Source organism: Streptomyces sp. enrichment culture, assembly GCF_964272855.1.
GTDB lineage: Bacteria > Actinomycetota > Actinomycetes > Streptomycetales > Streptomycetaceae > Streptomyces.
In genome coordinates this window covers 2,747,975-2,772,697 of sequence record NZ_OZ186847.1, presented here as the reverse complement: position 1 = coordinate 2,772,697, position 24,723 = coordinate 2,747,975, and the positions used below count along the sequence as shown (strand labels likewise).

General features: G+C 72.6%; 19 protein-coding genes. 16 read left to right on the top strand and 3 right to left on the bottom strand.

The annotated features are described in order from the left end of the window. Positions 1 to 9 precede the first annotated feature (9 nt). The 7 genes from ligA to gatB all read left to right on the top strand — a co-directional run bounded on the left by ligA (position 10) and on the right by gatB (position 9,086). Positions 10 to 2,202, top strand: a complete 2,193-nt coding sequence (gene ligA, locus ACSU6L_RS11495) for an NAD-dependent DNA ligase LigA (RefSeq protein ID WP_437056061.1) — start codon at positions 10 to 12, stop codon at positions 2,200 to 2,202. A gap of 259 nt (positions 2,203 to 2,461) precedes the next feature. Then, positions 2,462 to 4,687, top strand: coding sequence for a putative bifunctional diguanylate cyclase/phosphodiesterase (locus ACSU6L_RS11490; protein ID WP_437056059.1), 2,226 nt, complete (start codon positions 2,462 to 2,464; stop codon positions 4,685 to 4,687). Between the two features lie 68 nt (positions 4,688 to 4,755). Continuing rightward, entirely contained in the window at positions 4,756 to 5,250 is a 495-nt protein-coding gene (locus tag ACSU6L_RS11485) for a cupin domain-containing protein (RefSeq protein WP_437056057.1), read from the top strand. A 273-nt stretch (positions 5,251 to 5,523) separates the two neighbouring features. Beyond that, a complete protein-coding gene (gatC, locus tag ACSU6L_RS11480; RefSeq protein WP_004925108.1) occupies positions 5,524 to 5,820 on the top strand; it encodes an Asp-tRNA(Asn)/Glu-tRNA(Gln) amidotransferase subunit GatC in 297 nt (98 codons plus the stop codon). A 6-nt stretch (positions 5,821 to 5,826) separates the two neighbouring features. Further along, the gene (gene gatA, locus ACSU6L_RS11475; protein WP_437056055.1) at positions 5,827 to 7,320 is read left to right on the top strand and encodes an Asp-tRNA(Asn)/Glu-tRNA(Gln) amidotransferase subunit GatA; all 1,494 of its coding nucleotides are present in this window, start codon (positions 5,827 to 5,829) and stop codon (positions 7,318 to 7,320) included. After that, on the top strand, positions 7,317 to 7,556 hold the full coding sequence (locus ACSU6L_RS11470; protein ID WP_073941070.1) for a hypothetical protein: 240 nt from the start codon (positions 7,317 to 7,319) through the stop codon (positions 7,554 to 7,556). Before gatA ends, ACSU6L_RS11470 begins: the two co-directional genes overlap by 4 nt. Before the next feature lie 15 nt (positions 7,557 to 7,571). Further along, a complete protein-coding gene (gatB, locus tag ACSU6L_RS11465) occupies positions 7,572 to 9,086 on the top strand; it encodes an Asp-tRNA(Asn)/Glu-tRNA(Gln) amidotransferase subunit GatB (protein ID WP_437056053.1) in 1,515 nt (504 codons plus the stop codon). A gap of 68 nt (positions 9,087 to 9,154) precedes the next feature. On the opposite strand, the gene ACSU6L_RS11460 is transcribed toward gatB, so the two are convergent. After that, positions 9,155 to 9,979, bottom strand: coding sequence for an SAM-dependent methyltransferase (locus ACSU6L_RS11460; protein WP_437056051.1), 825 nt, complete (start codon positions 9,977 to 9,979; stop codon positions 9,155 to 9,157). Positions 9,980 to 10,168: 189 nt separating this feature from the next. On the opposite strand from ACSU6L_RS11460, the gene ACSU6L_RS11455 reads away from it, so the two are divergent. From ACSU6L_RS11455 to ACSU6L_RS11425, 7 genes are all read left to right on the top strand, one after another. After that, a complete protein-coding gene (locus tag ACSU6L_RS11455) occupies positions 10,169 to 10,441 on the top strand; it encodes a hypothetical protein (protein WP_437056049.1) in 273 nt (90 codons plus the stop codon). A gap of 203 nt (positions 10,442 to 10,644) precedes the next feature. Further along, a complete protein-coding gene (locus ACSU6L_RS11450) occupies positions 10,645 to 12,903 on the top strand; it encodes an MMPL family transporter (RefSeq protein ID WP_437056047.1) in 2,259 nt (752 codons plus the stop codon). After that, positions 12,881 to 13,456 (top strand): GNAT family N-acetyltransferase, encoded by a 576-nt coding sequence (locus ACSU6L_RS11445; protein ID WP_437056045.1) that lies wholly within the window; start codon positions 12,881 to 12,883, stop codon positions 13,454 to 13,456. Before ACSU6L_RS11450 ends, ACSU6L_RS11445 begins: the two co-directional genes overlap by 23 nt. Before the next feature lie 35 nt (positions 13,457 to 13,491). Then, a complete protein-coding gene (locus ACSU6L_RS11440) occupies positions 13,492 to 14,040 on the top strand; it encodes a hypothetical protein (protein ID WP_437056043.1) in 549 nt (182 codons plus the stop codon). 184 nt (positions 14,041 to 14,224) lie between these two features. Further along, the gene (locus tag ACSU6L_RS11435) at positions 14,225 to 14,410 is read left to right on the top strand and encodes a hypothetical protein (RefSeq protein WP_365507986.1); all 186 of its coding nucleotides are present in this window, start codon (positions 14,225 to 14,227) and stop codon (positions 14,408 to 14,410) included. Between the two features lie 176 nt (positions 14,411 to 14,586). After that, positions 14,587 to 17,634 (top strand): helix-turn-helix transcriptional regulator, encoded by a 3,048-nt coding sequence (locus tag ACSU6L_RS11430; protein WP_437056040.1) that lies wholly within the window; start codon positions 14,587 to 14,589, stop codon positions 17,632 to 17,634. 36 nt (positions 17,635 to 17,670) lie between these two features. Then, a complete protein-coding gene (locus ACSU6L_RS11425) occupies positions 17,671 to 17,871 on the top strand; it encodes a DUF6191 domain-containing protein (RefSeq protein WP_437056039.1) in 201 nt (66 codons plus the stop codon). A 33-nt stretch (positions 17,872 to 17,904) separates the two neighbouring features. Here the strand turns inward: ACSU6L_RS11425 and ACSU6L_RS11420 are convergent, their stop codons facing one another. Together ACSU6L_RS11420 and ACSU6L_RS11415 are read right to left on the bottom strand one after the other, a co-directional pair. Beyond that, entirely contained in the window at positions 17,905 to 19,119 is a 1,215-nt protein-coding gene (locus ACSU6L_RS11420) for a PQQ-dependent sugar dehydrogenase (protein ID WP_437056037.1), read from the bottom strand. 57 nt (positions 19,120 to 19,176) lie between these two features. Then, on the bottom strand, positions 19,177 to 20,175 hold the full coding sequence (locus ACSU6L_RS11415; RefSeq protein WP_437056035.1) for an aldo/keto reductase: 999 nt from the start codon (positions 20,173 to 20,175) through the stop codon (positions 19,177 to 19,179). 75 nt (positions 20,176 to 20,250) lie between these two features. On the opposite strand from ACSU6L_RS11415, the gene ACSU6L_RS11410 reads away from it, so the two are divergent. Together ACSU6L_RS11410 and ACSU6L_RS11405 are read left to right on the top strand one after the other, a co-directional pair. Continuing rightward, positions 20,251 to 21,225, top strand: a complete 975-nt coding sequence (locus ACSU6L_RS11410; protein ID WP_437056033.1) for a 2-hydroxyacid dehydrogenase — start codon at positions 20,251 to 20,253, stop codon at positions 21,223 to 21,225. 197 nt (positions 21,226 to 21,422) lie between these two features. Then, positions 21,423 to 24,617, top strand: a complete 3,195-nt coding sequence (locus ACSU6L_RS11405) for a putative bifunctional diguanylate cyclase/phosphodiesterase (RefSeq protein WP_437056031.1) — start codon at positions 21,423 to 21,425, stop codon at positions 24,615 to 24,617. Positions 24,618 to 24,723 lie beyond the last annotated feature (106 nt).

Sequence of the window (24,723 nt, the reverse complement as noted above, 5' to 3'; positions counted from 1 at the left end):
GACAACACGGTGGCCGGCGACAGGCAAGCGGAGAGCACGGTGCCCACCGAGGCACGGGAGAAGCACGCGCAGCTCGCTGAGCAGATCGAGGAGCACCGCTTCCGGTACTACGTGAAGGACGCCCCCGTCATCAGCGACGCGGAGTTCGACAAGCTGCTGCGCTCGCTGGAGGCCCTGGAGGAGGAGCACCCGGAGCTGCGCACCCCGGACTCCCCGACCCAGAAGGTCGCGGGTGCCTACGAGACGGAGTTCACCTCCGTCGAGCACCGCCAGCGCATGCTGTCGCTGGACAACGCCTTCGACGACCTGGAGCTGGCCGCCTGGGCCGAGCGCGTCCACAAGGACGTCGGCAGCTCCCCGCACCACTTCCTGTGCGAGCTGAAGGTCGACGGCCTGGCCGTCAACCTCACCTACGAGCGCGGCCGCCTCACCCGCGCGGCGACCCGCGGCGACGGCCGCACCGGCGAGGACATCACGCCGAACGTGCGGACGATCGCGGAGATCCCGGACCGCCTCACCGGCGACCGCGTCCCCGACCTCGTGGAGATCCGCGGCGAGGTCTACTTCCCGATGGAGAAGTTCGAGGAACTGAACGCCCGGCTGGTGAAGGCCGGCGACAAGCCCTTCGCCAACCCGCGCAACGCCGCCGCCGGTTCGCTGCGCCAGAAGGACCCCCGCGTCACCGCCACCCGCCCGCTGCACATGGTGGTGCACGGCATCGGCGCGCTGGAGGGCTTCACCGGCCTGACCCGCCTGTCCGAGGCCTACGACCTGCTGCGCACCTGGGGCCTGCCCACCTCCCGGCACAACAAGGTGGTCGACGACCTCGACGGCGTACGGGAGTTCATCGCGTACTACGGCGAGAACCGCCACTCCGTGGAGCACGAGATCGACGGCGTGGTCGTCAAGCTCGACGAGATCCCGCTCCAAGGGCGGCTCGGCTCCACCTCCCGGGCGCCCCGCTGGGCGATCGCCTACAAGTACGCGCCGGAGGAGGTCAACACCAAGCTGGTCAACATCCGCGTCGGCGTGGGCCGCACCGGCCGCGTCACGCCGTACGCGCAGGTCGAGCCGGTCACGGTCGCGGGCTCCGAGGTCGAGTTCGCCACCCTGCACAACCAGGACGTGGTCAAGGCCAAGGGCGTCCTCATCGGGGACACGGTGGTGCTGCGCAAGGCCGGGGACGTCATCCCGGAGATCCTGGGACCGGTCGTCGACCTGCGCGACGGCAGCGAGCGCGAGTTCGTGATGCCGGCCGAGTGCCCCGAGTGCGGCACGCCGCTCAGGCCGATGAAGGAGGGCGACGTCGACCTGCGCTGCCCGAACTCCCGTACCTGCCCGGCACAGTTGCGCGAGCGCCTGTTCTATCTGGCCGGGCGCAAGGCGCTGGACATCGAGCACTTCGGCTATGTCGCCGCGGCGGCCCTCACCAAGCCGCTGGAGCCTGCGGAGCCGCCGCTGAAGGACGAGGGCGACCTGTTCGACCTCACCGTCGAGCAGCTGCTGCCCATCAAGGCGTACGTCCTCGACCAGGACAGCGGCCTGCCCAAGCGCGACCCGAAGACGGGCGAGGAGAAGATCGCCACGGTCTTCGCCAACCAGCAGGGCGAGCCGAAGAAGAACGCGCTGGCGATGCTGGAGAACATCGCGGCCGCCAAGCAGCGCCCGCTCGCCCGGATCCTCACCGGCCTGTCGATCCGCCATGTCGGCCCGGTCGCCGCCGAGGCGCTGGCCCGGGAGTTCGGCTCCATCGAGCGCATCGAGCAGGCGACCGAGGAGGAGCTTGCGGGCACCGAGGGGGTCGGGCCGATCATCGCCGCCTCCCTCAAGGAGTGGTTCGCCGAGGAGTGGCACCAGGAGATCATCCGCAAGTGGCGGGCGGCCGGCGTGCGCATGGAGGACGAGCGCTCCGGCGAGGACCAGGGCCCGCGTCCGCTGGAAGGCCTTACCGTCGTCGTCACGGGCACGCTGGAGGACTTCACACGCGACGGCGCCAAGGACGCGCTGCAGAGCCAGGGCGCCAAGGTGACCGGTTCGGTTTCGAAGAAGACGTCGTTCGTCATTGTGGGTGACAACCCGGGATCGAAATACGACAAGGCGATGCAGCTGAAGGTGCCGGTTCTGAACGAGGACGGCTTCAAGGTCCTGCTGGGCCAAGGGCCTGAGGCGGCGTCGGAGGCCGCGCTTCCGGCCGAGGGGTAGCGGTTGAAGACCACCCGATCGGCGCATATCAGATGCATACGGGCGGGCAGGGCGCATTCGGGCAACCGTCGACGACCGCTGCCCGTGGAAGCCTTCTGCGGCCTACTGTTGAGATGTGCGCCTGCCGTGCCCAGCTGCGGTCGGGGCATCCCCTGGTCTCGAAAGGCACGGGGAAGGGTTTTCCAACGCGGCCGCCGCTGAGGGTTGTCGGGCATCGGGCCGCGTGGCGTGGGCACCGCCGGCTGTGAGAGGGACGGGAATGGAACCGACCGAGAGCGCCGCCCCGGATTCGCGGCTGCGCCGGTTGGCCGGCGTCTGGCGAGGGAGCCGCCGGCCGGCTCGGGGCGCTGGCACGCAGGAGCGTGCCCCGGGAGCCTCCGCCGCGGCGGACGGCCCCGACACCGCGTCCCTGGCCGCCGGACGCGGCACCGGACTGCCGGACAACGACACCGAGCGCCACCTGTCCTGGCCCGCGCTGCCCGCGGGCATCGTCGCGGCCGCCGGGTTCGCGCTCGGCGCCGGCTTCCTGCGGGCCTTCACCGGCCACCACGCGCTCTTCCCGGCGGGCACGGCCGGCTGGTCGCTGGCCGTGCTGACCGGGATCATCGTCGGCCATCTGGTCCTGCTCGGCCGGGCCCGCTGGTGGGGCGGCACCGGCTCCGGCGCCGCCCTCACCCTCGCCGTGCTGCTGCTGTACGGCTGGGTGCCGGCCGGCATGGTCAGCCTCACCGTCGTCGTGCTGGTCGGCATAGCCCGGCGCCACCGCTGGCGGCAGGGCGTCCTGCAGGGCGCGGTGGACATCCTCGGCATCGGCGCCGGCGCCCTGGTCCTCGCCGCCTTCGGCCGGGTGCCGTCCGTCGAGCACCCGTGGGACCCCGACTCCTGGACGCTCACCACGGCCCCCGAGGTGGTGCTCGCCGCGGCCGGCTACCTCCTGGTGACCCGCATCCTGCTGTGGTACCTGCACGCGCCCCGCTCCGGCGGCCTGCCCACCGTCGCCCGCACCGCCCTGGTCAGACAGGGTCTGGTCGCGGTCGCGCTGCTCGGCATCGCCCCGCTGGTCTGCGTCGTCGCGGTCGCCAAGCCGATCCTGCTGCCGCTGTTCTCCATCCCGCTCATCGCCCTCGACTCCACGCTGTGGATAGCCCGGGCGCGGGCGGAGGAGCAGCTGCGCGACCCGCTGACCGGGCTGCCCAACCGCCAGTGGCTGCTGGAACGCATCTGGACCGCCCTCGACGAGGCCGAACGCCTCGGCGCCCGGGCCGCCCTGATGCTGATCGACCTCGACCGGTTCCGATCGGTCAACGACACCCTGGGGCATCTCGCCGGTGACCGGCTGCTGCTGCAGACCGCCGACCGGCTGCGGCTGGCCCTGCCGCGCGGCGCGGAGGTCGCCCGGCTAGGCGGTGACGAGTTCGCCGTCTTACTCCCGGTGGCCGACTCCACCACCTCCGCCACCCGGATCGCCCGCGGCCTGGTGGCCGCGCTGAGCTCCCCGCTCGACCTCGACGGGCTCACCCTCGTCCTGGAGGCCAGCGCCGGAGTCGCCGTCTTCCCCGACCACGCCCTCGACGCGGAGGGCATGCTGCGCCGCGCGGACGTGGCGATGTACCAGGCGAAGCGGGACCGCACCGGCGTCGAGGTCTACGAGTCCAAGCGCGACTCGAACACCCCCGACCGCCTCGGCCTCCTCGCCGATCTGCGCCGGGCGCTCGACGCTCACGAGGTGCAGCTGCACTACCAGCCGAAGGTCCGCTTCGACGGCCAGGTGGCCGGCCTGGAGGCACTGGTCCGCTGGGTGCACCCGGAGCGCGGCAAGGTCCCGCCGGACGAGTTCATAGCGATCGCCGAATCCTCCGGGCTGATGCCCGTCCTCACCGAGTACGTGCTGGAGACGGCGCTCGGCCAGGTCGCCCGGTGGCGCTCCCAGGGCCTCTACGTCCCGGTCGCCGTCAACGTCTCCCCGCGCGACGTCCACACCCCCGGCTTCGCCGGCTCCGTCGCCGCCCGCCTCGCCCGGCACGGCGTCCCGGCGGGCGCCCTCCAGCTGGAGATCACCGAACACGTCCTGCTGGAGGACCCGCAGCGCGCCGCCGACACCCTCGCAGGCCTCACCGGCCACGGCGTGAAGATGTCCCTGGACGACTTCGGCACGGGCTACTCCTCCCTCGTCCATCTGCGCCGGCTCCCGGTGAGCGAGCTGAAGATCGACCGCTCCTTCGTCGCCCGCCTCGCCGTCGACACGGAGGACGCCGAGATCGTCCGCTGCACGGTCGACCTGGCCCACTCCCTGGGCCTGCTGGTGGTCGCCGAGGGCGTCGAGGACGACGAGACCTGGGAGCGCCTGCGCGACCTGGGCTGCGACGCCGTACAGGGCTGGCTGGTGGCCGCGGCGATGCCGCCCGAGGAGACCACGGCCTGGCTCCGCGCCCGCGGCTCCCGCGGCTGGCAGCGCCCGAAGGCGGCGCTTCCGGCGGCCGAGTGACCGACACCCCGGCAGCGCGCCGCCGTCAGCCGGCGGTCGCTGCGGGGCCGGAATCAGGGGATCGGAAAATGTCGCTCTTCGTACCCGGCTTCGACGAGCCGGTGATCGTCCGGGACGCCGACGCCGAGACGCTCGGCGGCGCCCCGGTCGCCGTGCGGCTGCTGGCCGACAGCAGCGCCTCGGGCGGGGCGCTGTCCACGGTGCGGGTCACGCTGACCGACGGCGCCGACGGGGCCCGCCCGCATCTGCACAAGGGCTCGGCGGAGATGTTCTTCCTGCTCGACGGCGAGGCCAGGCTGCTGGCCGGCGACGACGTGGTCACCGCCGGGCGCGGCGACCTGGTGATCGTCCCGCCGGGCATGCCCCACGCCTTCGCCGCCGCGCCCGGCACCGACGCGGACCTGCTGATCGTCATCACACCCGGCGTCGAACGCTTCGAGTACTTCCGCCACCTCCAGCGCGTCCGCCTCGGCGAGGCCACCCCGGAGAGCCTCCTCCAGGTGCAGGAGCTGTACGACAACCACTTCCTGCACAGCGAGGCCTGGGAGGCGCGCCGAAGGTGACGTGGCAGGGCCCCGCGGGAAACCGTTTCACGGGCACGGCTTCCCGCCCCATAGGATTAGGACCTGTCGTCACATTCCCGTCTGCCCCGCGACGCCTGGCACGCACGCTCGCCGCGTTGCCGAATCGTCCACGTGGCTCCGCCACGAGGACGCTCCGGCGCCTTGCGATCGCACGCACCAGACGCCGCGAGGCCCGCCCTTCGGGCGGACGACGGGAATGTGACGACAGGCCCTAGGCCCAAACCACACACACTCACCCCAGAGGATCGCTGCATGCCTGGCATCACGCGCGAGGAGGTCGCCCACCTCGCCCGGCTGGCGCGTCTGGAGCTGAAGCCCGAAGAGCTCGACCACTTCGCGGGACAGCTGGACGACATCATCGGCGCGGTCGCCCGCGTCAGCGAGGTCGCCGACCAAGACGTACCGCCGACCTCGCACCCGCTCCCGCTGACGAACGTCATGCGCCCGGACGAGGTCCGCCCGTCGCTCACCCCCGAGCAGGCGCTCTCCGGCGCCCCGGCCCAGGAGCAGCAGCGTTTCAAGGTGCCGCAGATCCTGGGGGAGGAGTAATCCGCCATGACGGACATCATCAAGCTGACCGCGGCCGAGATCGCCGCGAAGATCGCTTCCGGCGAGCTGACCGCCGTCGAGGTCACCGAGGCGCACCTGGCCCGGATCGAGGCCGTCGACGAGAAGGTGCACGCCTTCCTGCACATCGACCGTGAGGGCGCCCTCGCCCAGGCCCGCGCCGTGGACGAGAAGCGCGAGCGCGGCGAGAAGCTGGGCCCGCTGGCCGGCGTGCCGCTGGCGCTGAAGGACATCTTCACCACCGAGGGCGTGCCCACGACCGTCGGTTCGAAGATCCTCGAGGGCTGGATCCCGCCGTACGACGCGACACTCACCAAGAAGCTGAAGGCCGCCGACGTCGTCATCCTCGGCAAGACCAACATGGACGAGTTCGCCATGGGGTCCTCCACCGAGAACAGCGCCTACGGCCCGACCGGCAACCCGTGGGACCTCACCCGCATCCCGGGCGGCTCCGGCGGCGGCTCCTCCGCGGCGCTCGCCTCCTTCCAGGCGCCGCTCGCCATCGGCACCGACACCGGCGGCTCCATCCGCCAGCCGGCCGCCGTCACCGGCACGGTCGGCGTGAAGCCGACGTACGGCGCCGTGTCCCGCTACGGCATGGTGGCGTTCTCCTCCTCCCTCGACCAGGGCGGCCCCTGCGCCCGTACGGTCCTGGACGCGGCGCTGCTGCACGAGGTGATCGCCGGTCACGACCCGCTCGACTCCACCTCCATCGACGCCCCGGTCCCGCCGGTCGTCGAGGCCGCCCGCAACGGCAGCGTCGAGGGCATGCGCGTCGGCGTCGTCAAGCAGTTCCGCGGCGAGGGCTACCAGGCCGGCGTCATCCAGCGCTTCGACGAGTCCGTCGAGCTGCTGAAGGAGCTGGGCGCCGAGATCGTCGAGCTGGACTGCCCGTCCTTCGACCTCGCCCTGTCGGCGTACTACCTGATCGCCCCGTCCGAGTGCTCCTCCAACCTCGCCCGCTTCGACGGCCTGCGCTACGGCCTGCGGACCGGCGACGACGGCACGAACTCCGCCGAGGCGGTCACCTCTCTCACCCGTGCGGCCGGCTTCGGCGCCGAGGTGAAGCGCCGCATCATGCTCGGCACGTACGCGCTCAGCTCCGGCTACTACGACGCGTACTACGGCAGCGCCCAGAAGGTCCGCACCCTCATCACGCGGGACTTCGAGAAGGCGTTCGAGCAGGTCGACGTGATCGTCTCCCCGACGACCCCGACCACCGCCTTCCCGATCGGCGAGCGCGCCGACGACCCGATGGCGATGTACCTCGCGGACCTGTGCACCATCCCAACCAACCTGGCGGGCAACGCGGCCATGTCGCTGCCCTGCGGTCTCGCCCCGGAGGACAACCTCCCGGTGGGCCTGCAGATCATCGCCCCGGCCCTGAAGGACGACCGGCTCTACAAGGTGGGTGCGGCCGTCGAGGCCGCCTACGTGGAAAAGTGGGGCCACCCGCTCCTCGAGGAGGCTCCGTCGCTGTGAGTGCACTGTCCAAGGCCAAGGGCTTCAAGAAGTCCCGTTCCGGTCTGTACATCTCGATGGCCACGTCGGCGTTCGGCGCCGTCGGGGTCTACAAGCAGATCAAGAAGGCCCGTGGCGAGAACGACACGCTGCGGCTGCTCGACGCCGTGGTGACCGGCGCCGCGGTCGTCACCAACCTCGCCATTCTCTACCGCGAGCTGAAGCGGCTGGGCGACGACGACGTCCTGCTGGGCTGAGAGGGAAGTTTCACCGTGACCACCACGACCGACCTGGTGTCGTACGAGGACGCGCTGGCGTCGTACGACCCCGTCATGGGCCTCGAGGTCCATGTCGAACTCGGCACCAAGACCAAGATGTTCTGCGGTTGCTCGACCGCGCTCGGTCAGGACGCCAACACCCAGACCTGCCCGGTCTGCCTCGGCCTGCCCGGCGCGCTCCCGGTCGTCAACGCGACCGGCGTCGAGTCCGCCATCAAGATCGGTCTCGCGCTGAACTGCGAGATCGCCGAGTGGTGCCGCTTCGCCCGGAAGAACTACTTCTATCCGGACATGCCGAAGAACTTCCAGACCTCCCAGTACGACGAGCCGATCGCCTTCAACGGCTACCTCGACGTGCAGCTGGAGGACGGCGAGACCTTCCGCGTGGAGATCGAGCGCGCCCACATGGAGGAGGACACCGGCAAGTCGACCCACGTCGGCGGTGCCACCGGCCGTATCCACGGCGCGTCCCACTCGCTGCTCGACTACAACCGCGCGGGCATCCCGCTCATCGAGATCGTCACCAAGCCGATCGTCGGTGCCGGGGAGCGCGCTCCCGAGGTCGCCCGCGCGTACGTGCGTGAGCTGCGCGAGGTCATCCGCGCGCTCGGCGTCTCCGAGGCCCGTATGGAGATGGGCCAGATGCGCTGCGACGTGAACCTGTCGCTGATGCCGAAGGGCGCCGAGAAGTTCGGCACCCGGTCGGAGACGAAGAACGTGAACTCGCTGCGGTCCGTGGAGCGCGCGGCCCGCTTCGAGATCCAGCGCCACGCGGCCGTGCTGTCCTCCGGCGGCACGATCATCCAGGAGACCCGCCACTTCCACGAGGACACCGGGTCGACGACCTCGGGCCGCGTGAAGGAGGAGGCCGAGGACTACCGGTACTTCCCGGAGCCCGACCTGGTGCCGGTCGCCCCGTCGCGCGAGTGGGTCGAGGAGATCCGCGCCGGTCTGCCCGAGCTGCCGCTGGTCCGCCGCAACCGGCTCCGCGAGGAGTGGGGGATCTCCGGCACCGACATGCAGGCGATCCTCAACGCCGGTGCCCTGGAGCCGATCGTCGCCACGATCGACGCCGGCGCCGACGCCGCGTCCGCCCGCAAGTGGTGGATGGGTGAACTGGCCCGCAGCGCCAACGAGTCAGGCAAGGCGCTGGACGAGCTGGCCATCACGCCGGAGCAGGTCGCGCGGGTCACCGAGCTGGTGACCAAGGGCGACCTGAACGACAAGCTGGCCCGCCAGGTCATCGAGGGCGTCCTCGCGGGCGAGGGCACGCCGGACGAGGTCGTCGAGAAGCGCGGTCTGAAGGTCGTCTCCGACGAGGGCGCGCTCACCGCCGCCGTCGACGAGGCGATCGCCGGCAACCCGGGCGTCGCCGACAAGATCCGCGGCGGCAAGGTGGCCGCGGCCGGTGCCCTGGTCGGCGCGGTCATGAAGGCCACCCGCGGCCAGGCGGACGCGGCGCGCGTCAAGGAGCTGATCCTGGAGAAGCTGGGCGTCAGCGAGGGCTGATTCACCGAGCCCGTTGTCACGGCCCCAGGGGGATGCATCGGTTGCGATGCATCCCCCTGGGTGTGTCATCAGCCGTGTTCCGGCAGGCGGCGGCCCACCACGCGCGCGAAGCCCAGCGCCCGGCCCCGGTCCACGCGCAGCATCTCGGCGCACCGGCCGGCCATCCGCACATGCCACTCGTCACGGCTCTCGTCGGCGACCACCTCGCACCACAGCAGCCACTCGCGCCAGCCGCCGGTCAGCCAGTCGGCCGTCTCCACCGCCACCGTCCCGCTGCGGGTCCAGTGGCGGCGCCACCAGGCGGGGGAGTGGAAGCACCAGAAGTCCGGCTCCCACCACGGCGTGAGGTGCCCGGGCGGCTGAACCCCCTCCGGCTCCTCCCGCAGCGACGGTACGACGACCCCGATCCGCCCGCCCGGCTTCAGCAGCCGGGTCAGCGACGGCAGGTACAGGTCGTCGGTGCCGAAGTACTGGTACGCGTCGACGGAGACGATCGCGTCGAAGCTCCCGTCGCCGAACGGCAGGTCGTGCGCCTCGGCGTGCACCGGGAGCACCAGGTCGGCGACGCCCGCCTCGGCGATCCGCGCGGCGTTGTCCTCCGGCCTGATCCACAGGTCGGCGGCGGTGACCTGGACGCCGTACTCCTTGGCGAGGAACACGGACGTCATGGCACGCCCGCAGCCGAGGTCGAGCACGCGGGCGCCGGGCGGCAGGGCGTCGAGGCCGAGGGCCGGGGCCAGCCACTCCAGCAGCCACAGCGCGTTCGGGCCCATCTGGTTCTCGACGGTCCAGCGGGCGTCGTAGCCGTTGCTGCGCGGGTACCGGGGGAGGGTGACCCGCTCAGTCAGCGGGGTGTTCGAGGTCTTCGAGGTCCTGGAAGCGGTGTCGGACATCGGTGAACGGGCTCCTTGAGTCCTGGAGAGCGAACAGGGTCGCGTCGAAGCTCGTCCGGACCATCAAACAATGCACCCGCTTCGGCAGGGCGGCGCGCGGGCCGCGGTGTGCTGGACCGGCGGACGCTACCAGCCGGTGGACCGGCCCCGCACCCGGTTTCCCAGCCGTACGCGCTACGCTGCCGCGGCATGAGTGGACGCGCTGATTCCGAGATGACCGAGGCGCGGCGGGCCCGCTGGACCGCCGCCGGAACCGGAGCGGTGCTGACGCTCGCCGGGCTCGCCGCGTCCGGACTGCGCCTCGCCGATGGCGCCCCGGCGCTCGTCCCGGCCGCCTACGCCCTCGGCGCCGCCGTGTGCGCCGTCGGGGCCGTGCTGGGGTCCAGGGGCCGCACCCGGCGGGCCCTGTGGCTGCTCATAGCCGGGGTGATGGTGATGGCGTTGGGCGACCAGTTCGACTGACCTCCCAGGGCCCGATGCCGGGCCTGAGATCCCGGTGTCAGGTCCCCGTAAAGACGTGTGAACAAGCGCACGAAACGGCCAAAGGATCATCTCTGCCTGCAAGAGTGGCCTCGCAGTTGCTCATATGTTCTTTGCGGGCCTTCAGTACACGCACGACTGTTCCCGGCCAAAGATCCACATGTCACCATTCCGGGAGCACGTTCGTGGCAGCCCTCGCACGCTGGTGTGTCCGGCACCGTCTGATCGCTGTCCTGCTGTGGCTCCTCGCCCTGGGCGGGGTGGGCGCGGGCGCGGTCGTCGCCGGTACCGCGTACTCCAACGACTACCGGGTGCCAGGCACCGAGTCGGAGCGGGCCGCGGAGCTGCTGAAGGAAGGCTTCCCCGCGCTCGGCGGGGACAGCGACACGGTCGTCTGGCACACCGGCGGGGGCGGTGTCCGCGCCGCCGACGTCGAACAGACCATGACCCGGACGCTCGACAGGATCGGCGACCTGCCCGGCGTCGCGTCGGTGACCGGCCCGTACGACGGCCAGGGCGCCGGCCGGATCAGCGAGGACGGCCGTACCGCCTACGCCACGGTCACCTTCGACGACCAGGCCGACGACATCGACACCGCCGAGGCGCAGGCCGTCGTCGACACCGCGAAGGCGGCCGAGGGCGACGGGCTCCAGGTCGAGCTGGGCGGCGGCGCGGTCGCGCTCACCGAGTCCTCCGGCGGGCACCTCGCCGAGGTGGTCGGCGTGGTCGTCGCCGCCGTCGTGCTGTTCCTCGCCTTCGGTTCGCTCGCCGCCTCCCTGCTGCCCATCGCCACCGCGCTGGTGAGCGTCGGCACCGCGTACGCCGGGACCGTGCTGCTCGGCCACCTCATGACGGTCGCCGACTTCGCGCCCATGCTCGGCATGCTGATCGGCCTCGGCGTCGGCATCGACTACGCGCTGTTCATCGTCACCCGGCACCGGCGCGGGCTGAAACGCGGGCTCGGCGTCACCGAGGCGGTCACCGGCGCCGTCGCGACCACCGGACGCGCGGTCGTGTTCGCCGGCGCCACCGTGTGCATCGCCCTGCTGGGCATGCTGATCCTGCGGCTCGGCTTCCTCAACGGCGTCGCCATCGCCGCCTCGCTGACCGTCGTCCTCACCGTCGCGGCCTCCGTGACCCTGCTGCCCGCCCTGCTCTCCCTCATCGGCATGCGGGCCCTCAGCCGCCGCGAACGCCGCCGGCTCGCCGAGCACGGGCCCGAACCGGAGCTGCCCACCGGGTTCGCCGCCCGCTGGTCCGCGTTCGTCGAACGGCACCCCAGGAAGCTCGGCGCGCTCGCCCTCGCCGCGATGACCCTGCTCGCCCTGCCCACCCTCTCCCTCCACCTGGGCACCTCCGACCAGGGCAACGGCCCGAGCACCGCCACCACGCGGCAGGCCTACGACCTCCTCGCCGGCGGCTTCGGGCCCGGCGTGAACGGCCCCCTCACCCTCGTCACCGAGGTGCACGGCGCCGAGGACCGGCTCGCCCTGGACAACCTCGACGGCACCCTGCGCGGCACCGAGGGCGTCGCCTTCGCGAGCCCCGTGACGTTCGACGCGGGCGGCGACACCGCGTACCTCACCGTCGTACCGGAGACCTCCCCGCAGTCCCGGGAGACCAGCGACCTCGTGGACCGGCTGCGCACCGAGGTGCTGCCCCGCGCGGAGGCGGGCACCTCGCTCGACCTGCACGTCGGCGGCGTCACCGCCGGCTACGACGACTTCGCGGACGTCATCGTCGGCAAGCTGCCGCTGTTCGTCGGCGTCGTCATCGGACTGGGCTGTGTGCTGCTCCTGCTCGCGTTCCGGTCCATAGGCATCCCGGTGAAGGCCGCCGCGATGAACGTCGCCGCCGTCGCGGGCGCGTTCGGCGTGGTCGTCGCCGTCTTCCAGTGGGGCTGGGGCAGCGAACCGCTCGGTCTCGGGCGCGCGGGCCCCATCGAGCCCTTCCTGCCCGTGATCATGGTGTCGGTCCTCTTCGGCCTCTCCATGGACTACCAGGTCTTCCTGGTAAGCCGGATGTACGAGGAGTGGCTGGAGACCGGCGACAACCGGCGGGCCGTGCGGGTCGGCCTCGCCGAGACCAGCCGGGTGATCAACTCGGCCGCGGTGATCATGATCTCGGTGTTCCTCGCCTTCGTGCTCAGCGGCGACCGGGTGATCGCGATGTTCGGCATCGCGCTCGCCGCCGCCGTCGCCCTGGACGCCTTCGTGCTCCGTACGCTCCTGGTGCCCGCGCTGATGCATCTGCTCGGCGGCGCCAACTGGTGGCTGCCGCGCTGGCTGGACCGGCGGCTGCCGCGCATCAGCATCGAACCGCCCGAGCACCGGACCGCGCCGGAAAACCTCGCGGAGGCCGACGCCGGACGTGAAAGGCTCACGGACGTCGTTGACGTACTGCACAAGGAGCGGCAACCCGATGTACGCGATATCCCTGGGTGACGACGGCGCCGAACTGCGCCCCCTGGAGCCCTGGCACGCCGAGGAGTTCCTGGCCCACCTGGACCGGGGCAGGGAGTTCATCAACCAGTACGTGCCGTTCGGGGAGAACGCCACCGACGTGGCCGGCGCGCGGGAACTGCTCCAGCGGTACGCCGACGGGCGCGCCGCAGACAACCGCTCCCTGCACGGCATCTGGCTTGACGGCAAGCTCGTCGGCGGGGTGCTGTTCCTGAACTTCGACGCCGCGCAGGGCAACTGCGAGGTCGGCTGCTGGCTGGAACCCGACGGCAGCGGGCGGGGCCTGGTCACCCGCGCGATGCGGGTGCTGATCGACTGGGCCGTCGGGGAACGCGGCATCCACCGCGTGGAGTGGCACGCCGCCGCGGGCAACGGGCCGAGCCTCGCCGTCGCCCGCCGGCTGGGGATGACCCGGGACGGCGTACACCGCGAGAGCTACCCCCACCACGGCGTACGGCACGACATCGAGGTGTGGTCGGTGCTCGCCCCCGAGTGGCGCGCGGCACGCGTGGATACCGGTCACAAGGATCGTTAAGGAACCTCTCAGACTCCGTCCGTACGGTGCGGGGCATGGGTACGAAGACTGTGGACGAGGCCCGGACGACGACCGCCGACGAGACGGCGACCGCAGAGGCCGAGGGGACGGAAGCCGAGGGAGCGGAGGCCGGGGCCGCCGTCGAGGAGGAGACCGGGCACGAGGCGGAGGCGGCCTCCGGGACGGCCGGGCCCTCCGGGGTCGGGCAGGGCGCCGCGGCCGTCGTCTCCGCCGCCCTCGGTGTCGTCTCGCTGACCGGCAGCTGGATCGGCACGGTGGCCTCCGCGCGGCAGTCGCTGATCGGCCAGCTGGAGGCCTCGACGTCCTCCAGCGTCGCCTCCATGGTCGAGGCGGGCTACGGCGACGCCTGGCAGGCCAACGCGCTGTGGTCCGGGATCTTCGCACTGACCGCGCTGATCGTCGGCGTCGTGGTCCTCGCCCGGCCCGCGTTCGGCGCGCCCGGCACGCCGCAGGCCCCCTGGATCAAGTCGGTCTCCTGGGCGGGCGTCGCGCTCGGCGCCATCGGCCTGCTGCTGGCCGTCCTCAAGTACACCGGCGTCCTGCTGGGCCTGCCGACGGCTTAGCCGCCCACGAGGGGCCTAAGACCCGCCCGGTAGGGGGTCTTAGGCCCCTCAGACCTGTCTAAGGCACCGCCCCGCCCCCCAAGATGCGGAACTCTCCCGATGTGGCGGACCCCCCTGGGAGACGAAGGTGGAGGCATCGCGGCAAGCGATACCGAAACCGCCGTCGGACCAGGAGAGAACCACCATGAACACTTACGAGCTCCAGCAGCTGCGCACCGCCGAGCTGATCCGCCAGGCCGAGCAGGCCCGACTGGTCCGCGAGGTCACCCGCGGCAACCGCGCCGCCCGCCGGCAAGCGGAGCAGCGCACCACCGAGGCCGAGTCCCATAGCCGTCGCCCCCGCCGGCACCGCTTCCTGCGGACCGCGTGAACACGCCGGCCGGGGGAGCGGCCCGACGAGAGCCGGCGGCCTTCGCCGCCGGCCGCGACACCGGCACATCCGACCGGCCCGGCGCCCTGCCGACAGGCGCCGGGCCGGTCGCGTCGTACGCCCTCCCGTCCTCTGCTCTCCGCAAAACCGGTGCCGCGCTGTCGGACCCCCGTGCGATGCTCTGGCCCGTGCAGACCAAGTCCGTCAGTCCCGTGTTCGTCGGCCGCACCGCGGAGTTGGCCACCCTGACCGGCGCACTCGCCCGGGCCGCCGCGGGCGAGCCGCAGGCGCTGCTGCTGGGCGGCGAGGCCGGAGTCGGCAAGACCCGCCTCGTCGAGGAGTTCGCGGCCGTCGCCGACCGGGAGGGCGCCGTCGTCGCCCTGGGCGGCTGTGTCGAGATCGGCGCCGACGGGCTGCCCTTCGCCCCGTTCTCCACCGCGCTGCGCACCCTGCGCCGCGAACTGCCGGACGCCCTCGCCGCCGCGGCCGCCGGCCAGGAGGAGGAACTGGCCCGGCTGCTGCCCGAACTGGGCGAGTTCGGCGCCGGACGCCACGACGACGAGGAGGGCGTGGCCCGCCTCTTCGAACTCACCGCCCGCCTGCTGGAACGCGTCGCCGCCGACCGCACGGTCGTCCTCGCCCTGGAGGACCTGCACTGGGCCGACGCCTCCACCCGGCACCTCCTCTCCTACCTGCTGCGCACCCTGCGCACCGGCCGTCTCGTCGTCCTCGCCACCTACCGGTCCGACGACATCCACCGCCGCCACCCGATGCGCCCGCTGCTCGCCGAACTCGACCGGCTGCGCACCGTCCACCGCATCGAACTCGCCCGCTTCAGCCGCGAGGAGGTCGGCCGCCAGATCGCCGGCATCCTGGCCACCGAGCCCGACCCCGCCCAGGTCGACGACATCTTCGAACGCTCCGACGGCAACGCCTTCTTCGTCGAGGAACTGGCCGTGGCCGCCCACGACGGCTCCTGCGCCGGCCTCACCGACTCGCTGCGCGACCTCCTCCTCGTCCGGGTGGAGGCGCTGCCCGAGACCGCCCAGCGGGTCGCCCGGATCGTCGCCGAGGGCGGCTCCACCGTCGAGTACCCGCTGCTCGCCGCCGTCGCCGGACTCGCCGAGGACGACCTCATCGAGGCGCTGCGCGTCGCCGTCAACGCCCACCTGCTGCTCGCCACCCCCACCGGCGACGGCTACCGCTTCCGCCACTCCCTGGTCCGCGAGGCCGTCGGCGACGACCTGCTGCCCGGCGAACGCTTCCGCATCAACCGCCGCTACGCCGAGGCCCTGGAGGCCGACCCGGGCCTCGTCCCCGCCGACGAACGCGTCACCCGGCTGGCCAGTTACTGGTACCACGCCCACGATCCCGCCAAGGCCCTCCCCGCTGTCCTGGACGCCGCAGCCGTCGTCCGCCGCCGCCACGCCCACTCCGAACAACTCCGTCTGCTGGAACGCGCGATGGAACTCTGGGACGCCGCCCCCGAGGAGACCCGCGCCACGCTGCGCCCCGTCGACCACACCGAGGCCTACCCGCCGTGCGGCTGCGACCCGGCGACCGCCCCGCTGCGTTACCTCGACCTCATGGCCGAGGCCGCCGTCGCCGGCCGGCTCTGCGGGGAGCGGGAACGCGCCCTGAAGATCACCAAGCGGGCCCTGAGGCTGCTGGAGGAGGAACCCGACCCGCTGCGCGCCGCCTGGTTCTGGAACCAGCGCGCCCAGCTCGTGCAGAGCCAGGCCCGCGGCGACGGCTGGAAGGAACTGGCCACCGCCCAGGAACTGGTCCGCGGCCTGCCCCCGTCCCAGGTGCACGCCGATGTCCTGGTGGCCGTCGCCGGCTGGCTGATGCTGCGCGCCCCCGGCCCGGAGGCCTTCTCCGCGGCCGAACGGGCGGTGGAGTACGCCCGCATGGTCGGCGCCCGGGAGACCGAGATGAACGCCCGGCTGACCCTCGGCGGCCTCATGGTCGACGCCGGCGACACCGAGGCCGGGCTCGCGGTGATGTACGACGTCAAGGACCGCACCCTCGCCGAGGGCATGCCCCTCGTCGCGGGCCGCGCCTACATCAACCTCCCCTCGGAACTGGAGTCCGTGGGCCGCTCCCGGGAAGCCGTCCCCCTGCTGGAACAGGGCGTCGAGCACTGCCGGCGCTTCGGCCTGCTCAACACGGAGGCCTGGGTCTGGGCCAATCTCTCCGACTCGCTGTACTCCCTGGGCCGTTGGGACGAGGCTGCCGAGGCCGCGGAGAGCACCCGGCGGCGCGGCCAGAACGCCCGCCCCCAGGGACTTGGCACCATGTGCCTGGCCCGAGTCGCCCTCGGCCGAGGCGAAGTCGCCGGGACGGCCCGGCAACTGGCCGCCGCCAAGGGCTACTTCGGCACACACGACTCCATGCCCCAGCAGTCACTGCCCCTCCTCGCCATCAGCCTCGGGATCGCCGCGGCCGAGGGCCGCATCCTCGACCTGCGCGCCGAACTCCGAGGCGCCCTGGACGCCGGTTTCCCGCCCGGCACCCACCGCTACGCCTGGCCCCTGCTCCTGGCCGGCGCCACCGCCGAGGCCGACCACCGCGACCTGCCCGCCGCGCGACCGGGCCGCGCCGAGGCGATCGACCGCCTGCGCGACTCCGCCAAGCGCCTCACCACCGACGCCCCCGTCTGGCTCGCCCACGAGCGGTGGGTCCGCGCCGAGCTGCGCCGCGCCGAGGGCACCGCCGACGCGGACACCTGGTCCGACGTGGTCACCGCCTTCGAACAGCTGGAGCGCCCCTACGACCTGGCCCGCGTCCGCCACCGACTGGCGGAGGCGCTGCTCGCGTCCGGCGGCGAGGACGAGCGGGAGCGGGCCGCCGAGCTGCTGCGCCTCGCCCACGCCGTCGCCGACCACCTCGGCGCCCGCCCGCTCGCCGACGCCGTCACCTTGCTCGCCCAGCGCGCCCGCCTCTCCCTGACCCGCACCTCGCCGCACGCCCTCGCCACCGCCGACCCGGCCGAGGCACTGGGCCTGACCAGCCGGGAGCGGGACGTGCTGCGCCTGGTCTCGGCCGGCCGCACCAACCGGCAGATAGCCGGGGAACTGTTCATCTCGCCGAAGACGGCCAGCGTCCACGTGTCGAACATCCTGGCCAAGCTCGGGGTCTCCGGCCGGGGCGAGGCGGCGGCGGTCGCCCACCGGCTGGGCCTGTTCCCCCCGGAACCGCTCCCGGCCGGACCGGACGGGTGAGCCTTACGCTGGAGGGACGCCGGCCAAGGAGGTTCCGTGTTCAACCCCTTCGAGGAACTGTTCGCCCCGGGCCGCAAGCACACCCGTGACGAGCAGAACCGGCTGGAGCTGACCCGTGAGGACGTCGGGGACGCGGATCCGGGGCGCGGGCCGATAGACCTCGCCTCCGGGAAGGTCGTCGTACGGCGATCCGGGCCGCAGAAGCCCGGCTCGCACGAGGACACCGAGGGGGAGTGAGGAGGCCGGGGCACAGGCGGCCCCGGGCCGGGATCAGCTCACCTTCAGCTCGAGGATCCGGTCGTCACCGTCCCCGGGGGAGCCGCGGCCGTCCGTCTCGCTGGTGACGAGCCAGAGCCTGTCGCCGCCCGCGGAGACCACCGTGCGCAGCCGCCCGTAGTCCCCTTCGAGGAAGGCCTGCGGGTCGGCCGAGGTCTCGGTGCCCTTCAGCGGGACGCGCCACAGACGCTGGCCGCGCAGGCCCGCCATCCATATCGATCCCTCGGCGTACGCGATGCCGCTGGGGGATGCCTCGTCGGTGGTCCACTGGGCCGTCGGGTCGTGGAAGGCGTCGTCGTCGGACCTGCCCTCCGCCTCCGGCCAGCCGTAGTTGCCGCCCGGCTTGATCGCGTTCAGCTCGTCCCAGGTGTCCTGGCCGAACTCGGCGGCGAACAGCCGCTGTCTGCCGTCCCAGGCGAGACCCTGCACATTGCGGTGCCCGTACGAGTACACGGGGGAGTCGGGGAACGGGTTGCCCGGGGCTGGTTCGCCTTCCGGGGTCAGCCGGAGGATCTTGCCGCCCAGGGAGTCCTTGTCCTGGGACAGGCCCTCCTCGCCGCTCTCGCCCGTGCCGACGTAGAGCATCCTGTCCGGCCCGAAGGCGATGCGGCCGCCGTTGTGCACGAAGCCCTTGGGGATGCCCCGGAAGACCGTGTCGGGGGCGCCGAGCTGTTCGCCCTCGGGCTTCTCCTCGTCGAGGAGCATCCGCACGACGCGGTTGTCCGAGGCGGAGGTGAAGTAGGCGTAGACCATGTGGTCCGAGGCGTAGTCGGGGGAGAGGGCGAGGCCGAGCAGGCCGCCCTCGCCGGCCGCGGAGACGCCGGGCACCTCGCCCAACTCGGTCTTCTTGCCGGTCTTGCCGTCGACGCGGACGATCGTTCCGTCGTCGCGGGAGGAGACGAGCAGGTCGCCGTCCGGCAGCGGGGCGAGGCCCCAGGGGCTGTCCAGGCCCTCGGCGACGGTGCGGACGACCTTCACGGTGCCGGTCGCGTGCGGGGTCTTCTCGGCGGCGGGTCCGGAGGGCGACCGCGCGGCCGTACGGCTCGGGGTGGCGCGTTCACCGGCGCCCGGTTCTCCTCCGTCGTCACCGGAGGAGCAGCCGGCCGTCAGCACGAGGGCGGCCGCGGCCAACACGGCCGTCACAGCTCGACGTTGCACGATCTTGGTCCCTTCGACGCGGCGGTCTCCAGCGCAGCTTCTACCTGTCATACACCGCTCGCGCCCCTCAGGTTCCCGTTCACCGGGACCCGAACCGACCGCCCGCCCTCAGTCCCAGGAACCCTGGGCCCTCGGCAGTCCCGCGATCTCCGCCAGGTCCTGCGCGGACAGCCGCAGCTCCGCGGCGGCCGCGTTCTCGCCGGCCCAGCGCTCCCGCTTGGTGCCGGGCACCGGGACGACGTGGCGGCCCTGGGCGAGGATCCAGGCCAGGGCGACCTGGGCGGGGGTGACCTCGGCGCCGTGCCGGGCGGCGACGCGGCGCAGGCCGACCACTATGGGCTGGTTGGCGGCCATCATCTCGGCGGTGAAGCGGGGGTGGCGGGCGCGCATGTCGTCCGGTTCGAAGCCCTCGCCGGGGGGCAGCGTGCCGGTGAGGAAACCGTTGCCGAGCGGCATCGCCGCCAGGAAGCCGAGGCCGCGCGTCTCGCACCAGGGGAGCAGGGTGTCCAGGGCCTCCGGCGACCACACCGACAGCTCCGCCTCCACGGCGCTGACCGGGAACACCTGCTGGATCCGTTGGAGCTGGCGGATGGTCGTGTCGTACAGGCGGTTGCCGGACCGGCGTCCGCCCCGCGCCCCCACCGCGCAGAAGCCCAACGCCCGTACCTTTCCGGCCTGGACGAGTTCCGCCATCGCGCCCCAGGTCTCCTCGACCGGCACCTCGGGGTCGGCGCGGTGCAGCTGGTAGAGGTCGATCACGTCCGTCTGGAGCCGCCGCAGCGACGCGTCGCACGCCCGCTTCACATAGCCGGGGCGGCCGTTGGCCACGATGTGCTGCTCGCCCACCAGCAGCCCCACCTTGGTCGAGACGAAGGCGTCGGCCCGCCGCTCCTTGAGCACCCGGCCCACCAGCAGCTCGTTGGTGAAGGGCCCGTACATGTCGGCGGTGTCCAGCAGTGTCGCGCCCAGATCCAACGCCCGGTGCACCGCCCTGACCGATTCGTCGCCCCGCTGCCTGGACGTGCTGTACGCCCAGCTCATCGGCATGCACCCGAGTCCGACGGCCCCCACCGCGAGTGCCGCCGCGCCGATCGTCCTGCGCTCCACCTGGTCGTGACCCTCCCTCTCCCGGCCCCCAACCTAACCTCTGCGCCCACGGGCTCCTGACATAGCCTCCTGACCATGACTGCTGACGTGTGGCTGCCCATCCCGCCGGAGGAGATCGAGGGGCTTCCGGAGGGCCCGGCGTACCGCTTCTGGAACGGCGCCGAAACCTTTCCCTCGGACCCCGCGGACTGCGTCTTCTACGTCGTCCCCTACATGAAGCCAGCAGAACTGGGGCAGCGTCCCCTGCCCGGGATGACCTCCCTGGAGGTGGTGCAGACGCTGTCCGCCGGCATCGACCACGTGGAGCCGGCGCTGGACCGGATCCGTGCGGGGGTGCGGCTCTGCAACGCGCGCGGGGTGCACGAGGCGAGCACCGCCGAGCTGACCCTGACGCTGATCCTGGCCTCCCTGCGGGGCGTTCCCGACTTCGTACGGGCCCAGGACCGGGGTGAGTGGCGTGGCGGATTCCGGCCCGCGCTGGCCGACAAGAACGTCCTCATCGTGGGCTACGGCTCGATCGGATCAGCCATCGAGGACCGGCTCGAACCCTTCGAGGTGGCGCGGGTGGCGCGCGTCGCGCGCTCAGGGCGCACCACGGCGCGCGGGCCCGTGCATCCGCTCACCGACCTGCCCTCCCTGCTCCCGGACGCGGACGTCGTCGTGCTGTCCACCCCGCTGACCGACGCCACACGGGGCCTCGTCGACGCCGAGTTTCTCGCGCGGATGAAGGACGGAGCGCTGCTGGTGAACGTGGCCCGCGGCCCCGTCGTCGACACCAAGGCGCTGCTCGGCGAGCTGGAGGGCGGCCGGATCACCGCGGCCCTCGACGTCACGGACCCCGAGCCGCTGCCGCCGCACCACCCCCTGTGGCGGGCGCCGGGCGTGCTGATCAGCCCGCATGTCGGCGGCCCCACGTCCGCGTTCCTGCCCCGCGCCAAGCGGCTCCTGGTGGACCAGTTGAGCCGTTTCGTGAACCGGCGGCCGCTGCGCAACGTGATCCTTACGACGGGCGCCGACGGGACCGGTGATCCGGGGACGGCAGTCGTGTAATCCGCTTCGGGCACCCTCCGTGATCTCACGGATGCGGTCCGTACCCGCGTTCCCGCTGGTGGTCACGGAGCGTAGAGAACCTATGTCCCTGAGTGACGATACTGGTGTATCGTCCCGACAGGGGTTGCGCCGCCACCGTTCGGCGCCGGGGATGGACATTTCAGACTGCGAGGGGGGCGACGGGCGATGCACGGCCTATGGACCAACGATCCGACTCGGCGGGGCCGCCGGCGGCGACCCTGGCGCACGGCCACGCGCAGACGCGGCCACCACGCCGGTCATGGCGGCCACCACGGCAGCCACAACCACAGTCATCACCACCGCCGGTACGGCAGCCGCAGGCGGCACGCCCATCCGGCCCAGCGGGACCCGCGGGACGCGGGCTCGGCGCCGCGGACCGGGAGGGACCGGTGAACGCGCCCTCGGCCCCCACCACCCTCGACAGGCGTCTGCGGGCCCAGCGCGTCCCGGGTGCGCTGCGGCCGGGGCCGCCCGCCGCGCGCCGCGGACCGAGGCCGGTCCACCAGCTGCTGCTGGCGCTGCTGTGCGCGGCCTACGCCGTCGGCTCCGCGTTCGGCTGGGGCTCGGCACAACTCGCCCTGATCATGGGGGACTTCGGGTTGGCCGCGGCGGCCGGCGCCGCAGCGGTGTCCTGCCTCGCCTACGCCCGCAGCCGCCGGGTCCGCTTCCGGCCCGCCTGGCTGCTGTTCGCGCTGTCCTCCGCGATGGCGGCGATGGGCAACCTGGTCTGGGGCTGGTACGAGGTCGTCCTGGGGCGGCCCGTGCCCAGCCCCTCCTACGCCGATCTGTTCTTCCTGTGCTTCGCGCCGCCCGCCATCGTGGGCCTGCTGGTCCTCGCCAAGCGGCCGGTGACGAAGGCGGGCTGGGTCTGCCTGGCGCTGGACGCCTGGCTGATCGGCGGCTCGCTGCTCACCCTGTCGTGGAGCCTGGCGCTGGCGCAGGCGGCCAAGGGCGGCGGACCCGGCGTGGCCCACACCGCGCTGTCGCTCGCCTACCCGCTGCTCGACATCGCCCTGGTCAGCATGGTGCTCGCGCTGCACTTCCGGCGCACCGGCGCGCACCGCTCCGCCGTCAACACCGCCATCGGGGCGCTCGCCCTGACGGTGATGTGCGACGCGCTGTTCACCTCGCCGCTGCTGCACCACAGCTACCGCTCGGGCCAGCTGCTGGACGCGGGCTGGTTCGCCGGCTCCCTGCTCCTGGCGTACGCCCCCTGGGTGGCGCCCCGGCAGGGCGAGGAGCAGCACACGCGCGTGGTGCACGAGCACGTGCCCGGCCACCGCGGCCCGGCCCCCCACCCGAACGGACCGGTGCCGCCGGGCGAGCACAGCCGCTACGCGGCCACCCGTCCGCTCACCGGCTCGCTGGCCGCCCTCACGCCGTACCTCGCCGCCGCCGTGTGCACGCTGGGGATCCTCTACAACGTGCTCAACGGCCGCAGCGTCGACCGCGTGGTGCTGCTCACCGGCGGCACCGTGGTGCTCGCGCTGGTGGTGCGCCAGGGGATCATGCTGCTCGACAACATCACCCTCACCCAGGAGCTGGCGCAGAAGGAGAACCACTTCCGCTCCCTGGTGCAGGGCTCCAGCGACGTCATCATGATCGCCGCGCCCAACGGCATCCTGCGGTACGTCTCCCCGGCCGCCGCCGGGGTCTACGGACGCCCCGCCGAGGACCTGGTGGGCTCCGAACTGGCCGATCTCATCCATCCGGAGGACCTGGGCTGTGTGGTGCACGAGGTGCGCCGGTTCCTCGCCGCCAGTCCCCTGGAGGAACCCACGACCCGCATCGAGTGCCGTTTCCGGTCCGGGGAAGGCGGCTGGCTGAACGTCGAGTCGACCGTCAACCGGCACCACGGCGGCCTGATCTTCAACAGCCGGGACGTGACCGAGCGCGTGCGCCTGCAGGCGCAGTTGCAGCACAACGCCGAGCACGACCCGCTCACCGACCTGCCCAACCGCGCGCTGTTCACCAAGCGCGTCCAGCAGGCACTGTCCGGTCGCCGCGCCTCCGACCGGGGCGCCCTGCGGGGCACGGCCGTGCTCTTCATCGACCTGGACGGCTTCAAGGCCGTCAACGACACCATCGGGCACCAGGCCGGGGACGAACTCCTCGTGCAGGCCGCCCGCAGACTCCAGGAGGCCGTCCGGCAGGGCGACACCGCCTCCCGGCTGGGCGGCGACGAGTTCGCGGCCCTGATCGTCGGCGACGGCACCCGTGACCGCGCCGCCCGTGAACGCAACATCCTGGAGCTCGCCGACCGCCTCAGGGTGAAGCTTTCGCAGCCGTACGTCATCGACGGCAACGACGTCCGGGTCGCCGCCTCCATCGGGGTCGCCTTCGCCGAGCCCGGCCTCGGCGCGGGCGAGCTGCTGCGCAACGCCGACCTGGCGATGTACCGGGCCAAGTCGGCCGGCAAGGGCCGGGTCGAGCTGTACAAGCCGCAGATGCAGCAGGACGTCGTACGCAAGGCGGAGCTGGCCACCCGGCTGCGGGCCGCGCTGCACGACGGCGAGTTCACGCTGCTGCACCAGCCGGTGGTGCGGCTGGCGGACGGCCGGATCTCGTCGGTCACCGCACAGGCGCGCTGGCGGTCCTCGCAGGGTGTGCTGTTCACGCCCGCCGAGTTCCTGCGGGTGGCCGAGGACAGCGACAAGACCGCCGAGCTGGACCGCTGGATGATCCAGGAGGCCGTCGAGCAGGCCGCCGAGCGCGCCGCGAGCGGGCTCACCGTGCCGGTTTCGGTGCGGATGACCGCCCGCAGGCTGCTGGACCGCTCGATGCCCGTGGGCTCGGTGGAGGCGCTGCTCACCCGCCACGGACTGCCGTCGGGCTCACTGGTCATCGAGCTGTCGGACATCGATCAGCGGATCCCGCTGGACGAGCTGGAGCGCCGGCTGAGCGGTCTGAGGCGGCTCGGCGTGCGGATCGCGCTGGACGGCTTCGGTACCGGCTGCCCGGCCGTCACCGCGCTTCGGCGGCTCCCGCTGGACGTGCTGAAGCTCGACCGGGGCCTGGTCGAGGGCGTCGTCGAGTCCGCGCGGCTGCACAAGATCACCAGTGGGCTGCTGCGGATCGCCGGGGACCTCGGGCTGAAGTCGGTGGCCGAGGGCGTGGATCTGCCGGAGCAGGTGGTGGCACTGCGCTCGATGGGCTGCACACACGGGCAGGGCATGGCCTTCGCCGGTCCGCTGGACGAGTACCGGCTGCGCCGGGCGCTCGGATCCGGCCACTTTCCGGTGCCGCACGGACCGGCCGAACCCGCTCTGGCGGGCGGCGGTGCGGGGGTGTACACGGGTGGCGTGACCGCCGTCTTCGGAGGCGGGACGGCCCTCCGCTCACATAATGAGACTCCCGTCCCACCTACTTGACAGTGGGTGCGTGCCGGGGGGAGGGTCAGTGCCATGCGCACCCGAATTCTCGTACTTGGACAGCGCGTCGGCTGAGCTGGGACCCACCGGAGGAGATCCGGAACCC